The following is a 13563-nucleotide window of genomic DNA, read 5'->3' as shown; positions in this document are numbered from 1 at the left end:
TCTCCAGTAGTCCGATTAGTTCCGGTCCAGGTCGATGTCGATACCCAGCGACCGGATTTCCTTCACCAACACGTTGAACGACTCAGGCATGCCGGCATCGATCACGTGATCGCCCTTGACCAGGTTCTCGTAAACCTTGGTCCGGCCCGTCACGTCGTCCGACTTCACCGTCAGCATTTCCTGCAGCACGTACGATGCGCCGTACGCTTCGAGCGCCCACACTTCCATTTCACCGAAACGCTGGCCACCGAACTGCGCCTTACCGCCCAACGGCTGTTGCGTCACGAGCGAGTACGGACCCGTGGAGCGCGCGTGCATCTTGTCGTCGACCAGGTGGTGCAGCTTCAGGTAGTGCATGTAGCCGACCGTCACCGTACGTTCGAACATCTCGCCCGTGCGGCCGTCAAACAGACGCACCTGGTTCTTCGACGGCGTCATGCCGAGGTTCTCAGCGATCTCGTCCGGGAACGCCAGATCCAGCGCGCGCGACATTTCTTCTTCCGTCGCACCGTCGAACACCGGCGTTGCAAACGGCACACCTTCGCGCAAATTCTTCGCCAGTTCGAGGATTTCGTCGTCGCTAAAGCTGTCCAGCTCTTCGGCGCGGCCCGATTCGTTGTAGATCTTGATCAGGAATTCGCGCAGTTCAGCGATCTTCGCCTGACGCTGCAGCATTTCGCCGATACGCCAGCCGAGACCCTTCGCGGCCCAACCCAGATGCACTTCGAGAACCTGACCCACGTTCATCCGCGACGGCACGCCGAGCGGGTTCAGAACGACGTCAGCCGGACGGCCGTCGGCCATGTACGGCATGTCTTCGATCGGCACGATCTTCGACACGACACCCTTGTTACCGTGACGGCCTGCCATCTTGTCGCCAGGCTGCAGACGGCGCTTCACTGCCAGATACACCTTGACCATCTTCAGCACGCCCGGCGGCAGTTCGTCGCCCTGGGTGAGCTTCTTGCGCTTCTCTTCGAACGCGAGGTCGAACTGGTGACGCTTCTCTTCGATCGAGTTCTTGATCGCTTCGAGCTGGGCCGCTGCTTCTTCATCCGCGAGGCGGATGTCGAACCAGTGGTAGTGATCCAGATCTTCGAGGTAAGCGCGCTCGATCTTCGTGCCCTTCGCGAGCTTCTTCGGACCGCCGTTCGCAACCTTGCCTTCGAGCATTCGCGCGAGACGCTGGAACGCATCGCCTTCCACGATACGCAGCTGGTCGTTCAGGTCGAGACGATAGCGCTTCAGTTCATCGTCGATGATCTGTTGGGCGCGCTTGTCGCGCTGGATGCCTTCACGCGTGAACACCTGAACGTCGATCACCGTACCGCTCATGCCCGACGGCACACGCAGCGACGTGTCCTTCACGTCAGATGCCTTCTCACCGAAGATCGCGCGCAGCAGCTTTTCTTCCGGCGTCAGCTGGGTTTCGCCCTTCGGCGTGACCTTGCCGACCAGCACATCGCCCGCTTCGACTTCCGCGCCGATGTACACGATGCCCGACTCGTCGAGACGGCCAAGCTGCACTTCCGCGAGGTTCGAGATGTCGCGCGTGATTTCTTCCGGTCCGAGCTTCGTGTCGCGAGCAACGACATTCAGTTCTTCGATGTGGATCGACGTATAACGGTCGTCCGCCACCACCTTCTCCGAGATCAGGATCGAGTCTTCGAAGTTGTAGCCGTTCCACGGCATGAACGCGATCAGCATGTTCTGGCCGAGCGCGAGCTCGCCCAGATCGGTTGATGCGCCGTCAGCCAGCACGTCACCTCGCGCAACCTTGTCGCCCATCTTCACGATCGGACGCTGGTTGATGTTCGTGTTCTGGTTCGAACGCGTGTACTTGATCAGGTTGTAAATGTCGACACCGACTTCACCTGCGACCGCTTCGTCGTCGTTCACGCGAATCACGATACGGCCCGCGTCGACGTAATCGACCACACCGCCACGCAGTGCCTGAACCGTCGTGCCCGAGTCGACCGCCACGGTGCGCTCGATGCCCGTACCGACGACCGGCTTTTCCGGACGCAGACACGGCACAGCCTGACGCTGCATGTTCGAGCCCATCAATGCGCGGTTCGCGTCGTCGTGCTCGAGGAACGGAATCAGCGAAGCAGCGACCGACACGATCTGCGACGGTGCCACGTCCATGTACTGGATGCGGTCCGGCGTCACCATCAGCGTTTCGCCCGCTTCACGCGACGACACGAGTTCGTCGGTCAGCGTGCCGTCGTCGGCCACCGCCGCGTTCGCCTGAGCGATCACGTAACGGCCTTCTTCGATCGCCGACAGGTAGTCGATCTGGTCGGTCACCTTGCCGTCCGCAACCTTGCGATACGGCGTTTCGAGGAAGCCGTATTCGTTCAGGTGCGCGTACAGAGCGAGCGAGTTGATCAGACCGATGTTCGGACCTTCCGGCGTTTCGATCGGGCACACGCGGCCGTAGTGGGTCGGATGCACGTCGCGGACTTCGAAGCCGGCGCGCTCACGCGTCAGACCGCCCGGGCCCAGCGCGGAAACACGACGCTTGTGCGTGATTTCCGACAGCGGGTTGGTCTGGTCCATGAACTGCGACAGCTGCGACGAACCGAAGAACTCGCGAATCGCCGACGAGATCGGCTTGGAGTTGATCAGGTCGTGCGGCATCAGGTTTTCGCTTTCGGCCTGGCCGAGGCGTTCCTTCACAGCACGTTCGACACGCACGAGGCCCGCACGGAACTGGTTCTCTGCGAGTTCGCCGACGCAACGCACACGACGGTTGCCGAGGTGGTCGATGTCGTCCACTTCGCCCTTGCCGTTGCGCAGTTCCACGAGGATCTTGATCGTCGCGAGGATGTCGTCGTCCTGCAGCGTCATCGGGCCGACGATTTCGTCACGGCCGACGCGGCGGTTGAACTTCATACGACCCACCTTCGACAGGTCGTACGCTTCTTCGCTGTAGAACAGGCGGTTGAACAACGCCTCGACCGCTTCTTCGGTCGGCGGCTCGCCCGGACGCATCATGCGATAGATTGCAATGCGCGCGGCCATCTTGTCGGCCGTTTCGTCGATACGCAGCGTCGACGAGATATACGGACCCTGGTCCAGATCGTTCGTGTAGAGCGTCTGGATGTCCTTGATCTTCGCTTCGCGCAGCTTCTCGAGCACGGATTCCGTGATTTCGTCATTCGCGTTCGCGATGACTTCGCCCGTATCGCCGTCGATTACGTTCTTCGCGAGCACGCGGCCGAGCAGATAATCTTCCGGTACCGAGATGAACTTGGTCTTCGCGTTGTCGAGATCGCGAATGTGCTTGGCGTTGATCCGCTTGTCCTTCTGGACGATCACGTTGCCGTCGCGGTCCGTGATATCGAAGCGCGCGACTTCACCGCGCAGACGCTCCGGCACGAATTCCATCTGCGCGCCTTCCGGCATCAGCGTGAAATTGTCGAACACGAAGAAGTTTGCGAGGATCTGTTCCGGCGTCAGGCCGATTGCCTTCAGCAGGATCGTGACCGGCATCTTACGGCGGCGGTCGACGCGGAAGTAAAGCACGTCCTTCGGGTCGAACTCGAAGTCGAGCCACGAGCCACGGTAAGGAATGATACGTGCCGAAAACAACAACTTGCCCGAGCTGTGCGTCTTGCCCTTGTCGTGCTCGAAGAACACACCCGGCGAACGGTGCAGCTGCGAAACGATCACACGTTCCGTGCCGTTGATGACGAACGAACCGGTCGGTGTCATGAGCGGGATTTCGCCCATGTACACTTCCTGTTCCTTCACTTCCTTGACGACCGGCTTGCTCGGCGATTCCTTGTCGAGCAGCACCAGACGCACCTTGGCGCGCAGCGCCGAGCAGTACGTCAGACCGCGCTGCTGGCATTCCTTGATGTTGAATGCTGGCGGCGACAGCATGTAGCTGACGAACTCGAGACGCGCGAAGCCGTTGTGCGAAACGATCGGGAAAACAGAAGTAAACGCGGCCTGCAGGCCTTCCGGCTTGCGTTGCGTAGACGACGTATCTGCTTGCAGAAACGTGCTGAATGATTCAAGCTGGGTAGCCAGCAGGAAAGGTACTTGGTGAACGATGGGGCGCTTCGCAAAACTCTTGCGAATACGCTTCTTCTCGGTGAAGGAATATTGCATACGATCTCCGAATCACGGCGGGCATAGTTGTCGAGGCAGGATACCTTGATGAGACAACCCGAGTGTTCACCGACTGAGACCCGATGGCCGTCCGATGGCTTGAACGAGCCTAGAAGCTTGGTGGTTGGCCGCTACCAACCGCTGGCTGACGGCAGCGGATGCCTGTGTTGCCCGCTACCCGACCAAACTTGCCTTCTGCAGTCGCTTCAGAAGACAAAGAGAAACACCGGTCAATATTACGGAAGGCGTTTTTCTTTGGCTTCTGGAAATCACATTTCTGCTGGCGTACACCTGCAAAAACGCGTCCTCCACAAAGCACAAAAAGGCCGGCGGTGAAAAACCGCCAGCCTTCGCACAGCGCGTTGAAGCTTACTTGATTTCAACCTTCGCGCCGGCTTCTTCCAGCTTCTTCTTGGCTTCTTCAGCAGCAGCCTTGGGCACCGCTTCCTTAACGGGCTTCGGTGCACCATCGACCAGATCCTTCGCTTCCTTCAGGCCGAGACCCGTCAGTTCGCGAACAGCCTTAATTACCGAAACCTTGTTTGCACCGGTTTCAGCCAAGATGACCGTGAATTCGGTCTGCTCTTCAGCAGCAGCTGCGCCGCCGGCCGCACCTGCCGGGCCTGCCACTGCAACAGCAGCTGCAGACACGCCAAACTTTTCTTCGAACGCCTTGACGAGCTCGTTCAGTTCCAGAACCGACATCGAGCCTACGGCTTCGAGGATGTCTTCTTTTGCGATTGCCATTTGAAATACTCCTAAATTGAATTCGGATACAGCCAGCGATCAATTACGCTCGACTGAAGTGCATTACGCAGCGGTTTCTTCGCCTTGTTTCTTTTCTGCCAGCGCGGCCAAGGCGCGCGCAAAGCCCGAAACAGGTGCCTGCATAACGAACAACAGCTTGGAGAGCAGTTCCTCGCGGCTCGGGATGTTTGCCAGCGCTTGCACGCCAGCCTTGTCCATCACCTTGCCTTCGTAGGAACCAGCCTTGATGACCAACTTGTCATTGCCCTTGCTGAAGTCATTGACGACCTTAGCAGCAGCAATTGCATCTTCCGAGATGCCGTAGATCAGGGGGCCAGTCATCTGCTCTGCCAGCGGAGCAAACGGGGTACCCTCAACGGCGCGACGCGCCAGCGTGTTCTTCAACACGCGAAGGTAAACCTGTTGCTCGCGCGCTTTCGCGCGTAGCTTGGTCAGATCGCCAACCGCGATTCCACGATACTCAGCCAGAACCACGGTCTGAGCTTTCGCGACTTGCGCGGCAACCTCAGCGACGACGGCCTGCTTGCTTTCTTTGTTGAGTGGCACGGTTAACCTCCAGATTCGATACACGCAGCGTGCGCCTTGTGTACCGCGTTCAATAACGGCGTCCGACCAGTCAGGAGTATTTCGACCGTCCTAAGCCCGCATTCCTAGGGACATCGGACGGCTTCATCACTACAAAACCTTTTCGGGTTCGCCATCTGCGTTGGCCTTACATTAAGGACCCGCCTACCTGCTGCGTGCCCGCCAACGGTCTTTGACAACCGGTTGCGCAATGCAGACTGCCACCTCGCAACCGCCCAAAGCCCTTAAAAACCGCCCCGATTCGCACCAGAGCGGCCAAATTTATTACTGTGCAGCGATCGACGTCTGGTCGACGCGAACGCCCACACCCATCGTGCTCGACAGCGCGACCTTGCGGAGGTACACGCCCTTGCTCGTTGCCGGCTTCGCCTTTTGCAGCGCTTCGATCAGCGCGTTCAGGTTTTTGCGCAGGGCTACCGGTTCGAACGAAGCACGGCCGATCGTTGCGTGGATGATACCGGCCTTGTCGACACGGAATTGCACCTGACCCGCCTTGGCGTTCTTGACCGCAGTCGCGACGTCCGGGGTGACCGTGCCAACCTTCGGGTTCGGCATCAGGCCGCGTGGCCCCAGGATCTGACCGAGCGTACCGACAATACGCATCGTGTCCGGCGAAGCGATTACGATGTCGAAGTTCAGGTTGCCGGCCTTGACCTGTTCAGCCAGATCTTCCATACCGACGACGTCAGCACCAGCGGCACGAGCCTGCTCAGCCTTGTCCCCCTGCGCGAACACAGCGACGCGCACCGACTTACCGGTGCCAGCCGGCAACACGACCGACCCACGAACCACTTGATCCGACTTCTTTGCGTCGATGCCGAGTTGCACGGCGACGTCGATCGACTCGTCAAACTTCGCGCTTGCACATTCCTTCACGAGCGACAGAGCATCCTCAATCGGATACAGCTTCTGACGATCCACTTTGGCTGCAAATGCTTGCAGACGCTTCGAAAGCTTAGCCATTTACACGCCCTCCACGGTGATGCCCATCGAGCGGGCGCTACCAGCGATTGTACGAACCGCTGCATCCAGATCAGCAGCCGTCAGATCGGGCATCTTGGTCTTGGCGATATCTTCGGCTTGAGTACGGGTGATCTTGCCGACCTTGTCGGTATGCGGCTTGCTCGAACCCTTTTCGAGCTTCGCTGCCTTCTTGATCAGAACCGTTGCCGGCGGCGTCTTCAGAACGAACGTGAAGCTCTTGTCTGCGAATGCCGTAATCACGACAGGAATCGGCAGACCCGGCTCCATTGCTTGAGTCTGCGCGTTGAACGCCTTGCAGAACTCCATGATGTTCAGGCCGCGCTGACCCAGTGCCGGACCAACCGGCGGCGACGGGTTGGCTTTACCTGCAGGAATCTGCAGCTTGATAAAGCCGATAATTTTCTTTGCCATTTCGAGAACCTCTTTGGAACGCCGACCTACGTGCGGACGCTCAGTGAGTAGTAGCGCGTGTTCGCCGACAGTTGGCTAATTACGCTCCTCAACGGCCATTACGCGGACCGTAAGCGCGAAATACGGAACGCACCTAGCGATGCGTTCCGTAAAACTTGGACTACAACTTTTCGACCTGACCGAATTCCAACTCGACCGGCGTTGCCCGGCCGAAGATCGTAACGGAAACACGGACTCGCGACTTTTCGTAGTTCACTTCTTCGACGCTGCCGTTGAAATCTGTGAACGGGCCTTCTTTTACCCGCACCATCTCGCCTACTTCGAACAGGGTCTTCGGACGCGGTTTCTCTACGCCCTCCTGCATCTGCGACATGATTTTTTCAACTTCCCGAGGGGAAATCGGACTCGGGCGGTTGCGCGCCCCGCCTACAAAACCGGTCACCTTCGCCGTGTTCTTCACGAGGTGCCACGTTTCATCTGTCATTTCCATCTCGACTAAAACGTAGCCGGGGAAAAAACGACGTTCCGTCACTGATTTGTGACCACCCTTTACCTCAACAACTTCTTCTGTGGGAACGAGGATCTGCCCGAACTGATCCTGCATGCCAGCCCGCTCGATGCGCTCCTGAAGCGCTCGCTGCACACTCTTCTCCATACCTGAGTATGCGTGCACCACGTACCAACGCTTGCCACTCGGGGATGCCGAAGTATCACTCATATCATTTCCAACCCAGAATCGCCGAGAAAATCGCCCACTCGATGGATTTATCACAAACCCAGAGAAAGACGGCCATCACGACTACGAAGCCGAACACTACAAGCGTCGTTTGCGTGGCTTCTTTCCGAGTCGGCCAAACGACCTTACGGACTTCTTTATACGAGTCTTTGGCGAAAGCGATGAAACCCTTGCCCGGCGCCGAGAGAAGCCCGACTGCGACACCCGCGATCGCACCAACAGCCAAGGCAGCTCCGCGGATGTACCATTCCTGGCCACTAAGCCAGAAGAACCCCACGAACCCGGCCAAGACCAGCAACACACCGGCGATTAACATCATCTTGTCGCCGGATGTATTTACAGTTTCGACGGAAGGATTCGCCATAACACCTTAACGAAGCGCCACTACGACGCGATAGTTGGCAGGGGCAGAGGGAATCGAACCCCCAACCTTCGGTTTTGGAGACCGACGCTCTGCCAGTTGAGCTATACCCCTAAACCATTTGGGGTTGACGACACCGCCAACCCCGAGACAACCGATTATCGAGAACTGTCTGGCGTTACTCGATGATCTTTGCGACGACACCAGCGCCGACCGTACGGCCACCTTCGCGGATTGCGAAGCGGAGGCCTTCTTCCATCGCGATCGGGTTGATCAGCTTCACCGTGATCGACACGTTGTCGCCCGGCATCACCATTTCCTTGTCCTTCGGCAACTCGATCGAGCCCGTCACGTCCGTCGTACGGAAGTAGAACTGCGGACGGTAGTTGTTGAAGAACGGCGTGTGACGGCCGCCTTCGTCCTTGCTCAGCACGTACACTTCAGCCGTGAAGTGCGTGTGCGGGTTGATCGAACCCGGCTTGGCCAGAACCTGACCACGCTCCACGTCTTCACGCTTCGTGCCGCGCAGCAGGATACCAACGTTGTCGCCGGCCTGCCCCTGATCGAGCAGCTTGCGGAACATTTCCACGCCCGTGCAGGTCGTCTTGGCCGTTGCGCGGATACCGACGATCTCGATTTCCTCGCCGACCTTGATCACGCCACGCTCGACGCGGCCCGTCACCACCGTGCCACGACCCGAGATCGAGAACACGTCTTCCACCGGCATCAGGAACGAACCGTCAACCGCGCGTTCCGGCGTCGGGATGTACGTGTCCAGCGCGTCGGCCAGGTTCATGATCGCCACTTCACCCAGCTCGCCCTTGTCGCCTTCCAGCGCCAGCTTGGCCGAACCCTTGATGATCGGCGTGTCGTCGCCCGGGAAGTCGTATTTCGACAGAAGTTCGCGAACTTCCATCTCGACGAGCTCCAGCAGCTCAGCGTCGTCCACCATGTCGCACTTGTTCAGGAACACGATGATGTACGGAACGCCAACCTGACGCGCCAGCAGAATGTGCTCACGCGTTTGCGGCATCGGGCCGTCAGCAGCCGAGCACACCAGGATCGCGCCGTCCATCTGCGCCGCACCCGTGATCATGTTCTTCACGTAGTCAGCATGGCCCGGGCAGTCAACGTGTGCGTAGTGGCGGTTAGCCGTTTCGTACTCGACGTGCGCGGTGTTGATGGTAATGCCGCGCGCCTTTTCTTCCGGCGCCGCGTCGATCTGGTCGTACGCCTTCGCTTCGCCGCCAAACTTCTGCGTCAGAACCGTCGTGATCGCTGCCGTCAGCGTGGTCTTGCCGTGGTCAACGTGACCGATCGTGCCCACGTTCACGTGCGGCTTGGTCCGCTCAAACTTACCCTTGGCCATTTTCGACTCCTAAGAGGATTTTCCGTACGTTGCGCCGGGCGCAAACAATCACCGATTACTTCTGGTGCCCATGGGCAGGATCGAACTGCCGACCTCTCCCTTACCAAGGGAGTGCTCTACCACTGAGCCACATGGGCGCTACATCTGTGCTACTGGAGCGGGTGAAGGGAATCGAACCCTCGTCGTAAGCTTGGAAGGCTTCTGCTCTACCATTGAGCTACACCCGCAAGGATCATGGATTCCCAACAACCGCTGCAACTTGCATTCTGGTGGAGGAGGTTGGATTCGAACCAACGTAGGCGTAAGCCAACAGATTTACAGTCTGCCCCCTTTAGCCACTCGGGCACCCCTCCGCAGAGAACTGATGATTATGGGGGAACAACATCCTTTTGTCAAGACCTGCTTGACCGTTCCGATCCCAACGCTCTCACTTATATAGTGATTGGCTGTTAGCTTTCCGTAAACGCAAAAACCCCACCGCTGCGGGTGGGGTTTCTGGCTTTTGGGGGAGCCTGACGATTACCTACTTTCACACGGGCAATCCGCACTATCATCGGCGTGGAGTCGTTTCACGGTCCTGGTTCGGGATGGGAAGGGGTGGGACCGACTCGCTATGGTCATCAGGCATGACGGGTTGCTGCGTCGCAGTCGGGTTGGGGTCAACCCGGCGCCACAGCCAATCGGGAAGAAGCGTAAAGGATTCGTGTTTTGGGGTTGTGTTGTTTCTGGCACAACACCGATCTCAAACTGCATGTCTTCATCCCCTTCGGGGATCGGACACCCGTAAGCGCTGAAGCGCTAACGGTTGTCGAGACACACCTGTTATAGGATCAAGCCTTACGGGCAATTAGTATCAGTTAGCTCAGTACATTACTGTACGTGCACACCTGACCTATCAACGTCCTGGTCTTGAACGACCCTTCAAGGGGCTCGAAGCCCCGGGGATATCTCATCTTAAGGCGAGTTTCCCGCTTAGATGCTTTCAGCGGTTATCTCTTCCGAACATAGCTACCCGGCGATGCCACTGGCGTGACAACCGGTACACCAGAGGTTCGTCCACTCCGGTCCTCTCGTACTAGGAGCAGCCCCCTTCAAATATCCAGCGCCCACGGCAGATAGGGACCAAACTGTCTCACGACGTTTTAAACCCAGCTCACGTACCTCTTTAAATGGCGAACAGCCATACCCTTGGGACCGGCTACAGCCCCAGGATGAGATGAGCCGACATCGAGGTGCCAAACACCGCCGTCGATATGAACTCTTGGGCGGTATCAGCCTGTTATCCCCAGAGTACCTTTTATCCGTTGAGCGATGGCCCTTCCATACAGAACCACCGGATCACTATGACCTGCTTTCGCACCTGTTCGACTTGTCAGTCTCACAGTCAAGCACGCTTATGCCATTGCACTATCAGCACGATTTCCGACCGTACCTAGCGTACCTTCGTACTCCTCCGTTACACTTTGGGAGGAGACCGCCCCAGTCAAACTGCCTACCATGCACTGTCCCCGATCCGGATCACGGACCAAGGTTAGAACCTCAAACAGATCAGGGTGGTATTTCAAGGACGGCTCCACGCAAACTGGCGTTCACGCTTCACAGCCTCCCACCTATCCTACACAGACCGGTTCAAAGTCCAATGCAAAGCTACAGTAAAGGTTCATGGGGTCTTTCCGTCTAGCCGCGGGGAGATTGCATCATCACAAACACTTCAACTTCGCTGAGTCTCGGGAGGAGACAGTGTGGCCATCGTTACGCCATTCGTGCAGGTCGGAACTTACCCGACAAGGAATTTCGCTACCTTAGGACCGTTATAGTTACGGCCGCCGTTTACCGGGACTTCAATCAGGAGCTTGCACCCCATCATTTAATCTTCCGGCACCGGGCAGGCGTCACACCCTATACGTCCACTTTCGTGTTTGCAGAGTGCTGTGTTTTTATTAAACAGTCGCAGCCACCAGTTTATTGCAACCCCTTCACCCTCCTGGCGCAGGCCAGTCAAGCTACCAGGGCGTACCTTATCCCGAAGTTACGGTACCAATTTGCCGAGTTCCTTCTCCCGAGTTCTCTCAAGCGCCTTAGAATACTCATCTCGCCCACCTGTGTCGGTTTGCGGTACGGTCACTGTGAAACTGAAGCTTAGAGGCTTTTCCTGGAACCCCTTCCAGTTGCTTCGCTTCCGAAGAAGCTCGCGCCACACCCTTGAGTCCTGTGCCCGGATTTGCCAGGGCACCCTCTCCAATGCAGCGACCGGGACTTCCAACACCCGGACAACCTTCCGCGATCCGTCCCCCCATCGCATTTCACAATGGTGCAGAAATATTAATCTGCTTCCCATCAGCTACGCATTTCTGCCTCGCCTTAGGGGCCGACTCACCCTACGCCGATGAACGTTGCGTAGGAAACCTTGGGCTTACGGCGAGGGGGCCTTTCACCCCCTTTATCGCTACTCATGTCAGCATTCGCACTTCCGATACCTCCAGCACACTTTCCAGTGCACCTTCGCAGGCTTACGGAACGCTCTCCTACCATGCACATAAATGTGCATCCGCAGCTTCGGTATATGGCTTAGCCCCGTTACATCTTCCGCGCAGGACGACTCGATCAGTGAGCTATTACGCTTTCTTTAAAGGGTGGCTGCTTCTAAGCCAACCTCCTGACTGTTTTAGCCTTCCCACTTCGTTTCCCACTTAGCCATATTTGGGGACCTTAGCTGGCGGTCTGGGTTGTTTCCCTCTTGACACCGGACGTTAGCACCCGATGTCTGTCTCCCGTGATTGCACTCTTCGGTATTCGGAGTTTGCTATGGCGTAGTAATCCGCAATGGACCCCACAACCATGACAGTGCTCTACCCCCGAAGGTGATACACGAGGCACTACCTAAATAGTTTTCGGAGAGAACCAGCTATTTCCAGGTTTGTTTAGCCTTTCACCCCTATCCACAGCTCATCCCCTAACTTTTCAACGTTAGTGGGTTCGGTCCTCCAGCACGTGTTACCGTGCCTTCAACCTGGCCATGGATAGATCACCTGGTTTCGGGTCTACACCCAGCGACTGGACGCCCTGTTCGGACTCGCTTTCGCTACGCCTGCCCTAATCGGTTAAGCTCGCCACTGAATGTAAGTCGCTGACCCATTATACAAAAGGTACGCCGTCACCCCTTCGCAGAGGCTCCGACTGTTTGTATGCATGCGGTTTCAGGATCTGTTTCACTCCCCTCCCGGGGTTCTTTTCGCCTTTCCCTCACGGTACTGGTTCACTATCGGTCGATCACGAGTATTTAGCCTTGGAGGATGGTCCCCCCATCTTCAGACAGGATTTCACGTGTCCCGCCCTACTTCTCGTACACCTAGTTCTTTCCCGCTGTTTTCGTCTACAGGGCTATCACCTGCTATGGCCGCACTTTCCAGAGCGTTCGACTAACAATGAGAATAAAGAGTACAGGCTCATCCCATTTCGCTCGCCACTACTTTGGGAATCTCGGTTGATTTCTTTTCCTGCGGTTACTTAGATGTTTCAGTTCACCGCGTTCGCTTCACGTAGCCTATGGATTCAGCTACGGATACTCCATTAGGAGTGGGTTTCCCCATTCGGACATCTCCGGATCAAAGCTCGTTTGCCAGCTCCCCGGAGCTTTTCGCAGGCTACCGCGTCCTTCATCGCCTGTGATCGCCAAGGCATCCACCACATGCACTTGTTCGCTTGACCCTATAACGGGTGTGTCTCAATGATTGCTCACCGCAGATCACATGCCGCTACAGGTTGAGTATTCGTGTTGCGCCGTATTCCAAAGGCAATCTCTCGATTCCCTTAAAATACATCGATACAATCACAACCCTGATTCACCTACTCGCATACCCATCTCCAGGTACGCTTTCGTGAATCTCTTTACTACTTCTTCCTGATTGTTAAAGAACGACAGCCGATATCACGATTGAATCGTGTACCGCTCTGACTGGCTCAATCGCCAATGCGCAACGCTCTGCCTTCAGGCAGAACCCTGCGCATTGAGGATTGGTGGAGGATGACGGGATCGAACCGACGACCCCCTGCTTGCAAAGCAGGTGCTCTCCCAGCTGAGCTAATCCCCCGGTCATACCCGACTCAAGGGTGTCCCAGTCAGCACCAGCAGACAAAGATGGTGGGTCTGGATGGATTCGAACCATCGACCCCCGCCTTATCAAGACGGTGCTCTAACCGACTGAGCTACAGACCCCTGAGTCTGTC

At 57.2% G+C, this 13563-nt stretch carries 8 protein-coding genes, 6 tRNA genes and 2 rRNA genes; all 16 read right to left on the bottom strand.

The annotated features are described in order from the left end of the window. Positions 1-15 precede the first annotated feature (15 nt). Positions 16-4122 carry a DNA-directed RNA polymerase subunit beta gene (gene rpoB / locus QFZ91_RS16185; protein ID WP_176124236.1) on the bottom strand — a complete coding sequence of 1369 codons (4107 nt, stop codon included), beginning with the start codon at positions 4120-4122 and terminating at the stop codon, positions 16-18. 369 nt (positions 4123-4491) lie between these two features. Then, complete coding sequence (gene rplL / locus QFZ91_RS16180) at positions 4492-4869, bottom strand: 50S ribosomal protein L7/L12 (RefSeq protein WP_018420143.1); 378 nt, start codon at positions 4867-4869, stop codon at positions 4492-4494. 63 nt (positions 4870-4932) lie between these two features. Then, the gene (gene rplJ / locus QFZ91_RS16175; protein WP_176110093.1) at positions 4933-5436 is read right to left on the bottom strand and encodes a 50S ribosomal protein L10; all 504 of its coding nucleotides are present in this window, start codon (positions 5434-5436) and stop codon (positions 4933-4935) included. A gap of 303 nt (positions 5437-5739) precedes the next feature. Further along, positions 5740-6438 (bottom strand): 50S ribosomal protein L1, encoded by a 699-nt coding sequence (rplA, locus tag QFZ91_RS16170; protein WP_429567806.1) that lies wholly within the window; start codon positions 6436-6438, stop codon positions 5740-5742. Continuing rightward, the gene (gene rplK / locus QFZ91_RS16165) at positions 6439-6870 is read right to left on the bottom strand and encodes a 50S ribosomal protein L11 (protein ID WP_429567805.1); all 432 of its coding nucleotides are present in this window, start codon (positions 6868-6870) and stop codon (positions 6439-6441) included. 160 nt (positions 6871-7030) lie between these two features. After that, the gene (nusG, locus tag QFZ91_RS16160) at positions 7031-7588 is read right to left on the bottom strand and encodes a transcription termination/antitermination protein NusG (protein WP_429567804.1); all 558 of its coding nucleotides are present in this window, start codon (positions 7586-7588) and stop codon (positions 7031-7033) included. Between the two features lies 1 nt (position 7589). Next, positions 7590-7970, bottom strand: a complete 381-nt coding sequence (gene secE / locus QFZ91_RS16155) for a preprotein translocase subunit SecE (protein ID WP_429567803.1) — start codon at positions 7968-7970, stop codon at positions 7590-7592. Between the two features lie 35 nt (positions 7971-8005). Next, positions 8006-8081: transfer RNA gene (locus tag QFZ91_RS16150), tRNA-Trp, on the bottom strand. 64 nt (positions 8082-8145) lie between these two features. Further along, complete coding sequence (gene tuf / locus QFZ91_RS16145; RefSeq protein WP_013090760.1) at positions 8146-9336, bottom strand: elongation factor Tu; 1191 nt, start codon at positions 9334-9336, stop codon at positions 8146-8148. Positions 9337-9398: 62 nt separating this feature from the next. Then, a tRNA-Thr gene (locus QFZ91_RS16140) sits at positions 9399-9473 on the bottom strand. 16 nt (positions 9474-9489) lie between these two features. Next, a tRNA-Gly gene (locus QFZ91_RS16135) sits at positions 9490-9563 on the bottom strand. Positions 9564-9603: 40 nt separating this feature from the next. After that, positions 9604-9689 (bottom strand) — tRNA-Tyr (locus QFZ91_RS16130). Between the two features lie 157 nt (positions 9690-9846). Continuing rightward, a 5S ribosomal RNA gene (rrf, locus tag QFZ91_RS16125) occupies positions 9847-9961 on the bottom strand. A gap of 201 nt (positions 9962-10162) precedes the next feature. After that, positions 10163-13044 (bottom strand): 23S ribosomal RNA (locus tag QFZ91_RS16120). A 307-nt stretch (positions 13045-13351) separates the two neighbouring features. Then, positions 13352-13427 (bottom strand) — tRNA-Ala (locus tag QFZ91_RS16115). Between the two features lie 48 nt (positions 13428-13475). Next, positions 13476-13552, bottom strand: a tRNA-Ile gene (locus tag QFZ91_RS16110). Positions 13553-13563: the final 11 nt, after the last annotated feature.

The sequence above is a fragment of the Paraburkholderia sp. JPY419 genome (assembly GCF_050435705.1).
Lineage (GTDB): Bacteria > Pseudomonadota > Gammaproteobacteria > Burkholderiales > Burkholderiaceae > Paraburkholderia > Paraburkholderia youngii.
The sequence above is the reverse complement of the archived record's forward strand: the minus strand, read 5'-3'. Positions and strand labels throughout refer to the sequence as shown.